The 16,200-nt window shown below is 50.4% G+C and carries 14 protein-coding genes; 4 read left to right on the top strand and 10 right to left on the bottom strand.

Features of this window, described 5'->3' with window-relative positions; all coding sequences use genetic code 11:
• Window positions 1-29: 29 nt before the first annotated feature.
• Entirely contained in the window at window positions 30-1,838 is a 1,809-nt protein-coding gene (locus THICY_RS01465; protein WP_013834841.1) for a ShlB/FhaC/HecB family hemolysin secretion/activation protein, read from the bottom strand.
• Between the two features lie 133 nt (window positions 1,839-1,971).
• On the bottom strand, window positions 1,972-3,039 hold the full coding sequence (locus THICY_RS01460; protein ID WP_013834840.1) for an AI-2E family transporter: 1,068 nt from the start codon (window positions 3,037-3,039) through the stop codon (window positions 1,972-1,974).
• 159 nt (window positions 3,040-3,198) lie between these two features.
• On the opposite strand from THICY_RS01460, the gene ppk1 reads away from it, so the two are divergent.
• Both ppk1 and ppx read left to right on the top strand, forming a co-directional pair.
• Window positions 3,199-5,346 carry a polyphosphate kinase 1 gene (gene ppk1 / locus THICY_RS01455; protein WP_013834839.1) on the top strand — a complete coding sequence of 716 codons (2,148 nt, stop codon included), beginning with the start codon at window positions 3,199-3,201 and terminating at the stop codon, window positions 5,344-5,346.
• A 90-nt stretch (window positions 5,347-5,436) separates the two neighbouring features.
• Window positions 5,437-6,954: an exopolyphosphatase gene (ppx, locus tag THICY_RS01450; RefSeq protein WP_013834838.1), complete on the top strand. Its 1,518-nt coding sequence runs from the start codon at window positions 5,437-5,439 to the stop codon at window positions 6,952-6,954.
• Here the strand turns inward: ppx and THICY_RS01445 are convergent.
• Entirely contained in the window at window positions 6,948-8,048 is a 1,101-nt protein-coding gene (locus THICY_RS01445) for a flavodoxin domain-containing protein (protein WP_013834837.1), read from the bottom strand. The genes ppx and THICY_RS01445 overlap by 7 nt on opposite strands.
• 245 nt (window positions 8,049-8,293) lie before the next feature.
• Here THICY_RS01445 and pyrE point away from each other — a divergent pair, with 245 nt between their 5' ends.
• Entirely contained in the window at window positions 8,294-8,938 is a 645-nt protein-coding gene (gene pyrE, locus THICY_RS01440; protein WP_013834836.1) for an orotate phosphoribosyltransferase, read from the top strand.
• Here the strand turns inward: pyrE and THICY_RS01435 are convergent.
• The 3 genes from THICY_RS01435 to THICY_RS01425 form a co-directional block, all read right to left on the bottom strand.
• Window positions 8,922-9,692 (bottom strand): sulfite exporter TauE/SafE family protein, encoded by a 771-nt coding sequence (locus tag THICY_RS01435; protein WP_013834835.1) that lies wholly within the window; start codon window positions 9,690-9,692, stop codon window positions 8,922-8,924. The genes pyrE and THICY_RS01435 overlap by 17 nt on opposite strands.
• Window positions 9,693-9,866: 174 nt before the next feature.
• The gene (gene argB / locus THICY_RS01430) at window positions 9,867-10,781 is read right to left on the bottom strand and encodes an acetylglutamate kinase (RefSeq protein ID WP_013834834.1); all 915 of its coding nucleotides are present in this window, start codon (window positions 10,779-10,781) and stop codon (window positions 9,867-9,869) included.
• 14 nt (window positions 10,782-10,795) lie between these two features.
• A complete protein-coding gene (locus THICY_RS01425) occupies window positions 10,796-11,281 on the bottom strand; it encodes a YajQ family cyclic di-GMP-binding protein (RefSeq protein WP_013834833.1) in 486 nt (161 codons plus the stop codon).
• A gap of 196 nt (window positions 11,282-11,477) precedes the next feature.
• Between THICY_RS01425 and THICY_RS01420 the strand changes: the two genes are divergently transcribed.
• Entirely contained in the window at window positions 11,478-12,257 is a 780-nt protein-coding gene (locus THICY_RS01420; protein ID WP_013834832.1) for a DUF4395 domain-containing protein, read from the top strand.
• On the opposite strand, the gene coaD is transcribed toward THICY_RS01420, so the two are convergent.
• From coaD to THICY_RS01400, 4 genes are read right to left on the bottom strand one after another with little or no spacing between them, the layout of a single operon-like run.
• Window positions 12,247-12,729, bottom strand: coding sequence for a pantetheine-phosphate adenylyltransferase (coaD, locus tag THICY_RS01415; protein ID WP_013834831.1), 483 nt, complete (start codon window positions 12,727-12,729; stop codon window positions 12,247-12,249). The two genes, THICY_RS01420 and coaD, sit on opposite strands and share 11 nt — an antisense overlap.
• A gap of 45 nt (window positions 12,730-12,774) precedes the next feature.
• Complete coding sequence (rsmD, locus tag THICY_RS01410) at window positions 12,775-13,422, bottom strand: 16S rRNA (guanine(966)-N(2))-methyltransferase RsmD (RefSeq protein ID WP_013834830.1); 648 nt, start codon at window positions 13,420-13,422, stop codon at window positions 12,775-12,777.
• Window positions 13,409-14,761, bottom strand: coding sequence for a M16 family metallopeptidase (locus THICY_RS01405; RefSeq protein WP_013834829.1), 1,353 nt, complete (start codon window positions 14,759-14,761; stop codon window positions 13,409-13,411). The genes rsmD and THICY_RS01405 overlap by 14 nt, the downstream gene beginning before the upstream one ends.
• A complete protein-coding gene (locus THICY_RS01400; protein ID WP_013834828.1) occupies window positions 14,761-16,140 on the bottom strand; it encodes a M16 family metallopeptidase in 1,380 nt (459 codons plus the stop codon). Before THICY_RS01400 ends, THICY_RS01405 begins: the two co-directional genes overlap by 1 nt.
• Window positions 16,141-16,200: the final 60 nt, after the last annotated feature.

The raw sequence follows: 16,200 nt of genomic DNA, 5'->3' as shown, positions 1-16,200 counted from the left end.
CAGTTAATTAAACGGTGTTTTATCCTTAGTTAAAACCACCACATAGCCTGCAGCCAAAGTCTCGCAAAGCGATCTTTGCCCTCAGAATCTGTTTGCACCGTACTACGGCGCTCTATCTTGTCATCAATCTTGCGTGCATAGATTGCTTTTACGCTGTATTTTAGCGGTCGCGTCCAGGATAGCTCGACCCCTGTGCCTCGAATATCGTAGCTGTTTACGTTTGCGGTATTGGCGTTTTGGCTCACCGAGTTTTTATTAATTAGGATATGGGCATGGTCGTAAAAGCCCGTCAACTGAAAGGTGCCGTTGTGCAAGCTGAGATTGGGGATGTCGTAGCGATATTCTAGGTTCAGTAACCAGCCTTCGTCACCCGAGGCATCACCACCGGCATAGGCTCTTACGCCACTGGACCCGGAGCCGGAGAAGGTTTCGGCGGAATCGAGGTTGCCAGAGGCGTTAAACTGGCGGTCGAATTTGACATAAACCGCGCCGTTACGGGTGATTTTTTGCAGTCGAGTGAGGCTGGCATTGAATTTGGAAAACTGGCCTTGTTGTTGCAGTCCGTTGTTGGGGTCGCGGTCGGCAGCGATGACTTCGTCGGGACTGCCTGAGAAGCTGAGGTCGCCGCGCTTAAAGCTGATTTCGTAGCCGGTGTAGCCTCCTAGACCTTGTTGGTCGAGGCGGTCGCCGTTCAGACTGACACTGAAGTTGTTGTACTTGCGACTTTTGCTCAGCTCGTTGTTGAAGTAGTCTTCAAGCCGGCTGTAGCTGAAGCTGGTGCTGGCGTAGAGGTTGCTTTGGCGCGAGCGAATAATTGGGTAACGCAGACCCATGTTAAAGCCGGCCGAGCCGCCTTTGGAGTCAACTTCGTCGAGGTTGCCAAGCGTGTAGCGCATGGTGTTAACCCCGTAGTTGAAGCTGAGCCCATTGGGGCTGACCGGGGTGGTGTAGGTGAGACTGCCAAAGCCGAGGTATTCTGTGCGGCTTATCAGGGCGGTGAGCTGGTCGCCACGACCGGTTAGGTTGTTGACGTTAAACAAGCCGTTGAGACGGATATCGCCGGTGTAGTAGCCGCCGTAGTTGTCGACCCAGACGTTATTGGTATAGCGCGGCGTGGGCAGCACGTGAACATTAACTCGGGTGGTGCCAAAATCATCCCCTCTTTCGAGTACGGATTGTGCGTTTATGCCGGAAAGGTCATTGAGTAAAAGCAGGCCTCTTTCCATATTTTTTGCATTAATGGCAATACTCATGTCGTCGCGCATACTGTGACGCAACATACTGCTGATTAATTCTTCATCGATCACCAGATCTTGTGCTTTGAGGATATTGGGCTGCCAGTCCTCCCCGCCTTCGACTCGAACAGGCAATATCGCGATGATTAAATCGCCATCGGTGATGTCTTGTTCGGGTAGGTAGGCAAAGGCTAAAAAGTAGCCTAGATTAGCAAGGTATTGCGTCACCTTGTCGGCCAGTGCCATTAGGCCGTTGAAACCGAGCTCTTGCCCAATGTCGTCGACCACTAACCGTTCGAGCGCCGCTAAGCTGACCATGCCTTCGTAGCCTTGAAACCGGACACTACGAAGCACCACGGTTTGGCCGTCGTCGGCGAGTGCGCGGGGCTGGTCACGCTCGATGCGGGGAAAGGTTTGGGTTTCGCGTTCAAGCTGTTGCAGGTCACGCAATAGGGTTCCAGAATCCGGCACTTGCGGTGGCAGTGCACTGGTGTCTGCTTGTGCATAGAGAGGTTGCAGGCTTAGACCGGCTAACAAACAGGCGCAGGTGGCGCTGGTTAGCTTGGCCGGCAGGGCATTTTTTGTTTTCGCGACTGTGATCAAACGAGCTACCTCAGGATTCTTTATTTTTACTTTGTGTATCCTAAAGCATTATTTTTTCTGAATATACACTCAAAACGCAGTAAGGCAATTTTTTTTGTCTAAAAAATGCGAAAACAGGTCGAACAAGAGAATTTTAATTTTTCTTGCTTATTTCAGTGGATTGCGTGGGCTCAATTGGCGGTGGCGGCGCGTCGTTGGAGAGCATAATACCAATCCAACGCGTGCCGTCGTATTGCTCTAGGGCAATTTTGACAATCATGGTGAGTGGAATCGATAAAAACATCCCTACCGGTCCAAATAGCCAGCCCCAGAGAATTAGGGATAAAAACACCACCAACGGCGATAGCCCGAGCCCTTTGCCCATATAGCGCGGCTCGATTAAACTGCCCATCACCACGTTGATGACAATGTAGCCGAGTGCGACCAGCGCGGCATCGCCAAAGCCCAGTTGCACCATCGCCAGCAACACCGCCGGAATCGCCGCGATTAATGAGCCGACATTGGGGATAAAGTTCATCAACATCGCAATTAAGCCCCAGAGTATCGGGAAATCGACCCCTAAAAACATCAGCCACAGGGTGACCAGCAGACCGGTTATAAAACTGATGATGGTTTTGATGAGTAGGTATTTGTTGACGCGGTCCATAAATCCGCTGGTCAGTGCCAAGGTGAAATTGGCATTTTTGCTAGCGGCTTTGAGTTTGGCGGGAAGCTGGGCTTCTTCCATCATTAAAAAGATCACGATGAAGATAACCAAAAAGGTGCTGGTAAGCAGTGAACTGACCGCCGACAGTGCGGTGCCAATCGAGCCCATCACGGTGGCCGGATTAATGTGCTGCATCACCATGTCGCGGGTTAATGGAATATTAAATTGCTCGGCGAGCGGCACCAGGCCTGTTAATAGCGTTTGCAGGCGCAGTTGATAATGCGGCAGTTGTAGCATAAAGGCATTGATGGATTGACTGACGATGGACAACAGCCCACCACCGACAATAATCAACACCGATAAGACAATAAGCACCGCCGCATAACCCGGAATACCGCGTTGGGTAAGTATTCGTAAAAAGGGACTGCTGATAATGGCGATAAACAGCGCCAGCATAATCGGGATGGTGATGGATTCGGCGGCTTTGAGCCCCGCTAGGATAATAATGATGGCGGCTATGCCGACTAACCAACTTAGGCCTTTATTGTCTGTCATCGTAGTGTTCCGTAATGGGGTTCCGTAATAAGCGTTGCGCAACAGTTTAGCACTTGGGCTGATGTGCGTCATCAAAGCGTCATGTAGCGATAGCTATTTTCAGTTAAAATGATTGAATAATCCTATCAATCTTTTTAGTGTTTTGCATCGAGGACGACCATGACAGAAACCACCGAATTGAATCCACCTGTTTCGCCTATTTATATTAATCGCGAGCGCAGTTTGCTGGAATTTAACCGCCGCGTATTAGCCCAGGCTAAAAATGCGCAGGTGCCGTTGTTGGAGCGGTTGAAATATTTGTGTATTTCAAGCTCAAACATGGATGAGTTTTTTGAGGTGCGTTTGGCGAGTTTAATTGAGTTGGCTAAAGAGCCGGCGGCGCGAACTCACCCGGATAATTTGGTGCCGCGTGATGCGATTGCTCAGTTGACCGAGGCGGCGCATGAGTTGGTGAAAGACCAGTATCACACGCTCAATCACATTTTGATTCCGGCCTTGGAAAAGGAAAATATTCGCTTTGTGCGCCGCAATCATTGGAATGAGAAACAAAAGGAGTGGATTCGCAATTATTTTCTGGATTCGTTGAAGCCGGTGCTGAGTCCGATGGGCTTAGATCCGTCGCATCCGTTCCCCAAAATTTTAAATAAAAGTTTGAACTTTATTGTGTCTTTAGAAGGTAAGGATGCGTTTGGGCGCTCAAATGGTTTGGCGATTGTGCAGGTGCCACGCTCACTGCCTCGGTTGGTTAAGCTGCCGCCAGAGGCGACCGATGGTGACAATGATTTGGTGTTTTTGTCGTCTATTTTGCACTCCAATGTGGCCAACTTGTTCCCGGGGATGACGGTGACCGGTTGTTATCAATTTCGGGTGACGCGTAATACAAATTTGTTTATTGACGAGGAAGAAGTTGATGACATTATGAGTGCATTGCAAGGCGAATTGTATGGGCGCCAGTTTGGTGATGCGATTCGTTTGGAGGTGGCCGATAATTGCCCGCCGGCGATGGTGGATTATTTGTTGGATCGGTTTAAGCTGGATGAGTCGGCGTTGTATCAGGTGCATGGTCCGGTGAACTTGCATCGCTTAGATGCGGTGCCTAATTTGGTGAATCGTCCGGATTTGATGTTTCCGCCCCACGTGCCTAAGCCGTTTAAGCCGAAGCCGGTAAATAAAAGCCCGTTCCGTTTGTTTTCGCGCAAAAAAGATGGCGAAAGTTTGTTTCAGCATATTGCGCGCCAGGATATTTTGTTGCATCACCCCTATGATGCCTTTGCGCCGGTGATTGATTTTTTGAACCAAGCGTCGAAAGATCCCGATGTGTTGGCGATTCGGATGACCTTGTATCGCACCGGTGAGAAATCGGCGATTATTGATGCGTTGGTGCGTGCGGCTAAGAATGGCAAAGAGGTTACCGCGGTGGTCGAGTTGCGTGCCCGTTTTGATGAAGATAATAATATTCAACAAGCAACGCGGTTGCAGGATGCCGGCGTGCACGTGGTGTATGGCGTGGTGGGCTATAAAACTCATGCCAAGATGATTTTGGTGGTGCGTCGCGAGGAGAATAAGTTGCGCCACTATGTGCATTTGGGCACGGGCAATTATCATCACATTACCACGCGTTTTTATACCGACTTTGGCTTGTTTACTTGCCACAAAGATATTTGCCATGATGTAACGAAGATTTTTCAGCAGTTGACCAGTTTGGGCAATACCAAAGATTTGAAGGTGTTGTTGCAATCGCCCTTTACCCTTCATTCGGGCATGATTGAGCGGATTCAGCGTGAGGCGGAGAATGCACGCAATGGCAAACCGGCACGGATTATTGCCAAAATGAATGGTTTGCAAGAAAAGCAAATTATTGATGCGCTGTATGAGGCGTCGCAGGCGGGCGTGCAGATTGATTTGATTGTGCGCGGTATGTGTTCGCTGGTGCCTGGAGTGCCAGGCCTGTCTGAGAATATTCAGGTGCGTTCGATTATTGGGCGGTTTTTGGAGCATCATCGGGTGTATTATTTTGAGAATCATGGTGACGAGCCGCAGTTATATTGTTCGAGCGCCGATTGGATGGGACGCAATTTGCTGTCGCGGGTTGAGACCTGTTTTCCCATTTTGGACCCGCAGTGTTTTCAGCAGGTGTTTACCGAGGGCTTGGCGCTGTATTTAGAAGATAATACGTCGGCTTGGTTGTTACAGCCCGATGGTCATTATGAGTTGGTCGCGCCGCCTGTGGGCGACGATGAGGATACGCCGCTATTGAACGCGCAACAGCATTTGATTAGCCAGTATCAGGGTGATCAAATAGGCTAATAGCTCGGCAAGCCAATTTGCTTGGTTTGCCATACCTAAATGGGTTACACTTGAGCCCTTCCTTTTCCCCAGTTGTGAAAAAAGACAGTTATGATCGAACGTCCAGAGTCGGATTTATACGCCGCCATTGATTTGGGTTCCAACAGCTTTCATATGATTTTGGCACGTGAGCGTGACCATCAATTACAAGTGATTGACAAGCATAAAGAAATGGTGCGACTGCGGTCTGGCTTAGATAGCCAGGGCTGGTTGTCGGATGAGGCCATTGAAAACGCTTTGACCTGTTTGACGCGCTTTGGGCAGTTGATTAAACATTTACCCGCCCAAAATATTCGTGCCGTGGGCACCAACACCCTTCGCAATGCGCAAAATTCTCGGCGATTTTTACGTGCCGCCGGCGAGGCCTTGGGCCATCATATTGAAATTATTTCGGGCCAAGAAGAAGCCCGGCTGATTTTTTTGGGCGTGGTGCATGGTTTGCCTAAAAGCACAGAACAGCGGTTGGTGATGGATATTGGCGGCGGCAGTACCGAGTATATTATTGGTCAGGGCTTTGAAAACCAGCATTTGACGAGCACTGAAATGGGTTGTGTAAGTTTAACCCAAACTTTTTTTGCAGATGATGTGATTACCGCCGACCGGATGAATCGAGCCATTGCCAGTGCGCGCCAGATTTTGCGACCACATCGCAAAAACCTGACTAAGCAGGGCTGGGATAGTGCTTATGGGGCTTCGGGCACGATTAAGTCGCTTAGCCAAATTTTGCAAGAAAATCAGTGGAGCACCGATGGCACTATTCAACTGAGTGGCTTGCAACAACTTCGCGGCGAATTGATTAAGGCCGGCAGTGCGATGGATGCGACGATTCTGGGCTTAAAAGATGATCGCCGTCCGGTGATTGCCGCTGGCTTGGCCATTTTGATTGCGACCTTTGAGGAGCTGAGTATTTCGACAATGCTGGTGAGTCAGAATGCGTTGCGCGAGGGTTTGGTGTTCGACACCCTGGGACGCTTGCAAAATGAGGATAGCCGCGAACAGAGTGTGTTGGCGATGCAAAATTGGATGCGGGTGGATACGGCGCAGGCGAAGCAAGTGGTACATACCGCTCGACGTTTGTATCATCAGGCGCACAATACTTGGCAGTTGCATGACACGGAATACAATTATCCTAAGCTGTTGGAATGGGCTGCGCAGTTGCATGAATGCGGGATGGCGATTAGTTATAAGCGTTATCGCCATCATTCGGCTTATTTACTTGAAAATGCTGACCTGGCGGGTTTTACCAACCAAGAAAAACAAATGCTGGCGGCGATGATGCTAAACCATCGCGGCAAATTTATAAAAGAGGCGTTTGATAATTTATTTGAGCCGCACAATATTAAGCTGGTGTTTTTAACGGTGCTGTTGCGCTTGGCGGTGCGAATTCACCGCGGTCGCGATTTGGATTCGCCCGAGGTGTTGTTGCAGATTGATGCCAGTTCGTTGGATCATCAGTTGAAACTGGTGTTTGAAGAGGGTTGGCTGGAACAGCATCCATTAACCGCCATGGACTTGGATATTGAGGCCAAGCGTTTAGAAGCGGCAGGATTTTATTTAACGATTCAATAAACGTCGAGTTGGATGCGCCCCGCTTTGCGGGCGTCTAACCAGGCCTGTTCCAACGCCGAGGCGGGATAAATGCCAGCGGCCAACCAGGCCTGCTTGATGGCGGCTTCTACCCCTTTCGCGAGTCCTTGCTTACTTCCACACACATAAATATGCCCACCCGCTTGCCAGGCGTTTAACCAGGCCTGCTGGTGGATGAGTGCGTGTTGCACATAGTATGGGCTTGGGTGCTCGGCGGGTTGTGGATCGCGCGAAAATGCGGTGACCAAATTGAGCAGGCCTGCTTGTTGCCAGGCGGTGAGTTGGTGTTGCGCCAAAAATCGTTGTTGGGCGTGGGTTTCGCCAAAGTAGAGTTGGTTGTTATGAGCACCCTGATTAGCACCTTGTGCGACTCGGGCTTGCATGAAGCTGAGGAACGGAGCCAAACCGGTGCCGGCGGCAATCATGGTGATCGGCGTTGCGGGGTCTGCTGGCAAACGAAATTGGGGATTGGGTTTGATTGCAATATCAAAGAGGTCGCCCGGTTGCGCGTGCGCCAGACTGCTCGATGTGACGCCATAACGGCTGCGACCACGGCGCTGGATTTCGATTTGCTTAAATAAAATATCGAACTGGGTGGGCGCAGTAGGATTTGGCGCGCTGGCAATCGAGTAATAACGCGGCAGTAGCGGCGTGAGCAACGGCAGGAGCTGCTCGCCCATGTCAGCAATGTCGGGGTATTCGATGAGCAGGTCGAGCAGGTCGCGGCTGTCGGCATAGGCTCGCATGGCATCGCGGTCGGGCCAGTCGGTATAACCAAACTGGCGACTTAACTTGCCCAGTAACGCTGGATCGAGCAGAGTGATTTCTAGGTGGTGCGTTAGGGCTTCGCGGGCGCTCACCTGCCCTGCTCGGCGCAGGCTGACTGGCGTGTCGGGGCTAAGCTGGAGTTGTGCCAAAATAGCATCAACCCAAGCGGGCTGATTGGTGCCGGTAACGGTAACCCAGTCGCCCGGCTGAAAGTCGATGGGGCTGTCGGCGGCCAGAGTGACCAGCCAGGCCGGTTGTGCGCTATCGGGGTGCGTTTGACGCTGTTGCTGAATAAGACGAGCTTGCATTGAGTGTACCCGAGTTGTGAAGCGTTATTGTAACCAGCCGGCAAAGCTGTGCATCCAGGGTGCGACCAGCAGAATGGTAACCGTTACTGGTAATTATTTGTTGAATAGTTTAGCAAGTCCTGCGCGAGCTGAACAGGATTTAACCGGCATTGGTTGTAAAAAGGCTTGCCAGATGCCGAGCGCCACTCTATGATTTGAGGCATTATTTTTGTCGAATTAATAGGTTATTAACAGGGATTTTTACCATGAATAAAGCAGACTTTATTAATTTTATTGCCGATGTGGGCGTGTTGAAATGGGGTGAGTTTACCTTGAAGTCGGGGCGCGTGAGTCCGTATTTTTTTAATGCCGGTTTGTTTAATACTGGGGCGCATTTGGATCAGTTGTCGCAGGCCTATGCCGCGGCGATTGCTGCGTCTGGCGTTGAGTTTGATGTGTTGTTTGGCCCGGCTTATAAGGGCATTCCGTTAGCGGCGACGACCAGCGTGGCACTGGCGCGCGATTTTGGGATTAATAAGCCCTATGCGTTTAATCGTAAAGAAATTAAGGATCACGGTGAGGGAGGTCAAATTGTGGGCCATGCTCTGAGTGGGCGTATTTTGATTATTGACGATGTGATTACCGCTGGCACCGCAATTCGGGAGTCGATTGATTTGATTCATCAGCATGGCGCAACGCCTGCCGGTGTGGTGGTGGCTCTGGATCGTATGGAGCGTGGCCAAGGTGAGTTGTCGGCAATTCAGGAAGTGGAACAGCAGTACGGCTTGCCGGTGATGAGTATTTTGAATCTGCATGATTTAATTGCCTATTTGGCGGATGGCGCTACGGGCACGGCAGATGCCGCCACTTTGGCGGCCATGCAGGCTTACCGCACTAAATATGGGGTGTGAACCAGGCCTGGTAAATCAGCGCTAGGCCGACCAGCACGGTAATAATTTCGAAGGCGCGCTTGATGAGCTTGTTGCCTTTAACAATGGAGAGATGGGCGCCTAAGTAGCCGCCAATCAGCGAGCCGAGAATGAGCGCGGGTAGCCAGCTCCACTGGATATCGCCGAGGATTCCAAGAGTTATTGCACCAGCGCCGTTCCAGAAAATGCCCACCAGCACGAGGGTGTAGGCTACCGCCGCTTTGTAGTCTAAACCAAACCAACGCACTAGCCATAGGGTTACGAATAACCCGGTGCCAGAGGTGAGCGAGCCATTAAGAACACCGATCATGAGAATAACTGCACCACCTATTAGCAGGCCTGCTATTTGGCGGTTTTGCGGTTGCGCGTGCTGGCCGAGTTCGGGTTTGAGCCAGGAATAAATCCCCAGACTGAGCGTGAGCACACCAAGCGCAAAGGTCGCCCAGCGTTCGTCAACCTGCAAAATAAGGCTGGCTCCGAGTAGAACTCCGGGCAGTCCGCAGGCAAGGATAAATGCGGCAAATCGCCAATCGAGAGTGGAACTGCGCCAGTGGCGTGCGGTCGCGCCTAGCCCCAAAAACACACTGGCGACCTTATGGGTGGCAAGTGCTACGCCAAATGGCAGGCCTAAAAATAACAAGGCAGGCAGTTGTAGCAGGCCTGCCCCACCACCCGCTAAGGCCGATAACAAATTCGCAACCAGGGAAATTACAAAGAGCAGCAGTTGTTCTAGCATGACGATTCCAAATAAAAAAGCGAACCCGGTTATAAATCGGTTTCGCTTTTGAACTATGCACTAAAGGCTTTCGGTCTATACCCATGCCTCCTTCGGCTTTTTTCTGCGAAAAAAGAGGCGTCAGCAGAGTATAGCCCTACGCCTTTTTTAGAGGGCTAACCCAACCATTTGATCTTAACGCGCCGTAATCAAGGTGCCGACACCTTCGTCGGTAAAGACTTCTAGCATGACCGCATGATCTACCCGGCCATCGACAATATGTGCAGCTTTGACACCACCTTGCACGGCATCAAGAGCACATTGGATTTTTGGCAGCATACCGCCATAAATGGTGCCATCGGCAATCAGTTCATCGACCATTTTGGCATTGAGACCAGTAAGCAGTTCACCCTGCTGGTTTAGCAGGCCTGGTGTGTTGGTGAGCAACATTAATTTTTCGGCTTGCAAGGCTTCGGCCACCTTACCCGCCACCAAATCGGCATTGATATTGTAAGAGTGCCCTTCTTCGTCGACACCCACCGGCGCAATCACCGGGATAAAGTCGCCTTGAATGAGCATATCAATCACGCCGGTATTAATCCGAGACACTTCGCCAACATGACCTATGTCAATTATTTCGGGTTCGTCCATATCGGGCGTGTGCTTGGTGACTTTGAGTTTTTTGGCCATGATCAAGTTACCGTCTTTGCCGGTTAAGCCCACGGAGTTGCCGCCATGTTGATGAATCAGGTTAACAATTTCTTTGTTGACCAAGCCACCGAGCACCATTTCGACAATATCCATGGTTTCGGTGTCGGTCACCCGCATTCCCTGCACAAATTCGGACTCTTTGCCGACGCGCTTAAGCAAATCGCCAATTTGCGGACCGCCACCATGCACCACCACTGGGTTCATTCCGACCAGCTTCATGAGCACGATGTCGCGAGCAAAACTGGCCATGAGGTGATCTTCGGTCATGGCATTGCCGCCGTATTTAACCACAATGGTTTTGCCGGCAAAACGCTGAATATAGGGCAGTGCTTCGGCTAATACTGAGGCGATATTTTGGGCTTGGTCTTTATTTAGATTCATGGTTTTTTGTACTCTCATTTCAGCAGGCCTGGTTAATCTCGGAAATTGTTAAATTGCAGTGGGCGTTCAAAATCTTCTTGGCTTTTGAGGAGCGCAATGGCTTCTTGGAGGTCATCGCGTTTTTTGCCAGTCACTCGCACCGAGTCGCCTTGAATTTGTGCCTGCACTTTTAGCTTGGCATCTTTGAGGATTTTGATGATTTTTTTGGCCACCGGCGTATCTAAACCCTGGTGCACAATAATGCTTTGTTTGGCGGTTTTTAGCTGAACATCTGGGTCTTTTAGCTCGATAGCCCGCAAGTCGATGCCACGTTTGCTGAGCTTGGAGGTTAATACGGTGTACATTTGGTCGAGCTGAAACTCGGATTCGGTGTGCATTTTGATTTCGAGCTCTTTGAGGTCAAAATGACTGTCCGTGCCTTTAAAATCAAAGCGCGTGGTGACTTCTTTGTTGGCTTGATCTACGGCATTGGTGAGTTCGTGTTTGTCGACTTCTGAAACAATATCAAATGAGGGCATAGAACGTCCTTCGGTTAGGTGATTTGGGTGGTTGTTGCAATATTGGATTATTTTAGCACACTACGTATTTGATGCTTTATTGCTTGTGGCATTGGCGCTAGGCCTGCCGATAACCCCATTAAGCTTTTCTATTAGAATTATTGGTACAGCTGGGCGTAATATAATTAAACAGTAATATATTTTGATGGGGTTTATCATGTGGCAGGCTTATGTGAATGCACTGCAAAATTTGTGGTTTCGTGACCCGCGCGAGCAATCGCTTTATATCAATGATATGGCAGTACGGATTCGTGCGGGGATGTTGTTGGCGATTCCGCTGTATATGGGATTGACTCTGTATGATGCGATTTATTTTCCGGTGTGGTTGGTTGATGGCAATACCTCGGTCGATACTTATGAAATGGATTGGGAAGGACGCATTATTTATCAGGTTGAGGCGGTGCGCAGGACTTATGATTGGACGTTTCAAACCTGGGTGCTTTGGTATGCATTGTTTGAAATGATTGCCGGGATGTCGAAGTATTTATCGCGACTATCGCCTACGATTTTAATTGCCAGTTTGTTGGCCGCGCGCCAGCCTGTCGTTTGGAAGCCTTTGGTGCCAAAACGCTTTGCTTGGACTTTGGGCAGCAGCTTTATTATTGTTTGTTTAATTTTCTTTAATCCAGAGGTGTTTGCAGGCTGGGTGAATAGTCTAACCGGCCAAACTCTGCTACCGACGCATTACAACTATATGCCGTTTTGGATTCCCACAACGCTGGTGTGGATTTGTATTGCGTTTATGTGGATGGAGGCGATATTAGGCTTTTGTATGGGTTGTAAAATTCATGCGTTGCTGGTGAAAGTGCGCATTCTGAAAGAGGAGTGTGAAACCTGTAATAACATCGATTGGGATGAGATTGCCCGCCGTCATCAGGCGAAACAGGCCGCAGAACAGCAAGCCGCCAAAAACGCAGCTGATAAACCTAGTACTTGAATTTGGCGTGCAGTGCCTGATTAACGCAATCGGGCACAAATTCTTGCACGTCGCCTTGTAAGCGGGCAATTTCTCGCACCAGGCTTGATGATATAAAACTGTATTGTTCGGCAGGTGTCATAAACATGGTTTCGACTTGGCTGGCGAGTTTGCGATTCATCGAGGCCAGTTGAAATTCGTATTCAAAATCGGATACCGCACGCAAGCCCCGCAGAATCACTCGCCCTTTTACCTGCTTTACAAAATCAACCAACAGGCAGTTAAAACCTTTTACTTCGACATTATCAATTCCCAAGCAGGCCTGCTGGGCCAGAACAATGCGCTCATCTAAACTAAATAGCGGTTGTTTGTTTTGGTTTTCCGCCACCGCAATTATGATCTTATCGTAAAAAGGACTGGCACGTTTGATGAGGTCGGTGTGACCGCAGGTAATCGGGTCGAAGGTGCCTGGGTAAACTGCAATTGTGCTCATAACAGCGTGGTTTCCTTGTTATTTCGGTAGTCTGGTGCACAAGAATTAATCGGATGCGCGTTGTTGACGCCAGAGGCTGAAAGCGACTTGTGCCGTGGTTTTTTCACGGTGACAGTGCCAGTTCGCCGGTAGTGCAGGCCAAGTTTGCCCTTTTTCGTGCTCTAAGTAAAGCCATGTGTCGGCATGAATCCAGTTCGAATGGATAAGCAGGTCGAGTGTTTTTGCCAACAGGTCTTGCATAAAAGGCGGATCGAGAAAGATGATGTCATAGGGCTTATAGGTCTTAAAGGGTTCGTTGGGCGTGCTGGCTGGCTGGGTTTGTAGCCATTTGAGCGTGTCGGTTATTATGACGCGACTGTCGGGACTAACCAGGCCTGCTTGTTGCCATTGATTAAGGTTGTTTTGTAGGCAATTTGCAACCTGTGGACTTTTTTCGAGCAGCGTAACGCTGGCGGCGCCGCGGGATAGGGCTTCGAAGCCGAGCGCACCCGAGCCCGCATAGGCGTCTAAGCAGCGGGTGCCTGCTATATCAAACTGCAACCAGTTGAATAGGGTTTCTCGGACTCGGTCGCTGGTTGGACGCAATCCGGGTTGGTCGAGCACTTGCAACTTGCGGCCACGCGCATCACCGCCAATAATGCGCACTTGGCCGGTAGCCAGTGTTTTTGCCGATGCCGGTTTATGGTGTGGCATCGAGCACCGGTTGTCCAACCATTAGGGTAAACAAATTGTCGGGATGAATATGCTGACGCCAGGCGGCGAGTACGTCCGCTTTTTCGAGTGCTTCGATGGCCGCTGGAAAGGCTTCTAAGTAATCGAGCGGGAGGTCATAAAACCCAATCATGGTGAGATAGCCAAGAATTTTATCGTTGGTATCAAAGCGCATCGGCCAGCCGCCGAGTAGGTTTTGTTTGATGTCGGCAAATTTGGCATCATCAAAATCCTCCAAGAAGCCGAGCAGCGTTTCTTTAACGACTTGGTCGGCTTCTTGCGCTTGGTTATTGGCGGTTGATAAGCCAATCATCCAGGGACCGGCTTCGCGCATTGGAGCAAAAAAGCTAAACACGCTGTAAACCAAGCCGCGCTTTTCGCGCACCTCTTCCACCAGCAATGAGGCAAAACCACTGCCGCCGAGCAGGTGATTACCTAGAAATAAGGCATAGTAGTCGGGGTGACCGCGTTCGACACCCAGCTGACCCGCAAAGTATTGAGTTTGATTGGCGGTAAATTCCACCACCTCTAATCCGGGGGTTACCGGTTCTGGCGTAGGTATTGCGGTGGCTTTAACACCGCTGGCTAGACGCTCACTGATGGCTTGTGCAATCGCCTTGGCTTGCGATTGACTGAGATCACCGACAATCGAAATTTGCGCATTTTGCGCCACATAGTATTGGCGATAGAAGGCATCCAGATCCATCGGCGTTAGCTGTTCAATAACTTCGCTGTCACCTGCGACATCCTGACCATAGGGATGATCTTGATAGAGACGTTGCCAAAACACTTTGCGCGCATATTGACCGGCGACTTCGTCGGCTTGTTGCATAGCTTGTAGCAAACGCACGCGATCGCGTTGCATGATGTCGGCTGGAAATTCGGCATCAGCAATCACTTCTGTAAATAGGTCGAGCGCCGCAGTCAGCAAAGGTTCACGGGTTAGGCTGCGCAGTGAAAAACGGGTCATGTCACGGTTAACATTGGAGTTAAACACCGCGCCTAAGTCGTTAAAGCCATCGGCAATGGCTTGCTCATTACGCTGACTGGTGGCCAGCCCGATCATGTTGCCGGTAAAATTGGCCAGGCCTGGTTGCGCACCATCTCGGGCACTGCCGGCATCAAATAGCAATTCGATATCCATCATCGGGAGTTCTGGCGTCGCGACAAACAGCACCTTGGCGCCCTCTTGCGTTTGCCAAGTTTGGATGTCGAGCTGTGCCAGCACCGGCTGACTCAGACTTAGCATCAGCGCTGAGGCACTGGCTGCGATCAGGTTTTTAAGCCGTTTTAATGGATTAAGACGTTGTAAGTTGTTCATTAGTGCGATCTCCCTCCGAAGTCGGGTCTGGCCGCAGGACGGCGGTTGGTTTCGCCACTGGGCTCTAAAATAGCGACCGTGGATTGATCGAGTTGTAAATATTGGTTGGCGACCCGTTGAATGTCTTCGGGGGTGACTTGGCGAAGGTTGCTAACATAGTCATCGAAGGTGGATGCTGGCAGGCCAACACTGACTAACATCCCGAGCATATTGGCTTGGGATTGAATGGAGTCTTGACTGAATACGTGTGCGGCTTCGGCTTGTGCTAGCACGCGATTAAGCTCTGACTGGGTGACCGGCTCGGTTTGTAAGCGACTAATCTGCTCTAATAATGCGGCTTCGAGCTCGGCTACCGTGACCCCTGGATTAGGTTGCGCACTGAGGGCAAATTGGGTGCCTAGGCGACCCAAAAAGCGATAAAAACTACCGGCCGAGCTGGCCAGCTGGGTATCTCGTACTAGCGCTTGGGTGAGTCTTGAGCTGTCATTGCCGCCTAAGATACTGCTGAGTACCGCCAGCGCATAGACATCGGTTGGGTCTTCCGCTGTGACCAAGGTGGGCGCATGAAAGCCGATCAGTAAGCTGGGCACGGGCACGGCATCTTTTAAGATAATGCGACGCTGGCCTTGCTGGGGTATTTCGACAGCAGAACGTGGCGGTGCGATTTCGCGGGCAGGAATTTGACCGTAGGTTTGTTGAGCATAGGTCATCACTTCATCTGGGGTAATGTCGCCGACAATAACTAGAGTGGCGTTACTGGGGGAATACCAGCGGTCGTACCAGGCCTGCAGGTCTTCTAAGGTGTAATTTTTGATGTCATCCATCCAGCCGATAATCGGATTGCGCTCGGGGCTACTCATAAATGCGGTGGCTTTAAATTGTTCAAACAAGCGCGAGTTGGGACGATCATCAACCGCCCATAGGCGTTCTTGGATGACGACATTGCGCTCTGGCTGAAATTCTTCTTCGGTGAGTTTTAGGTTCGCCATGCGGTCGGCTTCCATTGCCATCATGCGGGATAGATGGTCTCGGCCGACAATTTGAAAATAGGCGGTGTAATTGGCGGAGGTAAATGCGTTATCGCGGCCGCCAAGACGGGAGACTTCACGCGAGAATTCACCTGGGGCTTGGTTATAGGTACCTTTAAACATCATGTGTTCGAGCATATGTGAGATACCGGTAAGATGAGTAGGCTCGTAATTAGCTCCTACTCGGTACCAGACCTGATGCACGACAATCGGCGACCGGTGGTCGGATTTGACGATCACTTGCATCCCGTTGTCTAACTGGGTTTCAAAAAGCGTTGGGCTTTCGTACGCGTATAACGGATGGCTAAACACCATCACCAGGCTTAATCCCCATATTTTCCAGTTTGGCATCCGTGGCTCCTGTTTGCAGTGCAAAAAACAATAAGTTATTTATAATAGGGCGATATGACA

Source organism: Thiomicrospira cyclica ALM1, assembly GCF_000214825.1.
Taxonomy (GTDB): Bacteria; Pseudomonadota; Gammaproteobacteria; order Thiomicrospirales; family Thiomicrospiraceae; genus Thiomicrospira; species Thiomicrospira cyclica.
This window is presented reverse-complemented; position numbering and strand designations above follow the sequence as displayed.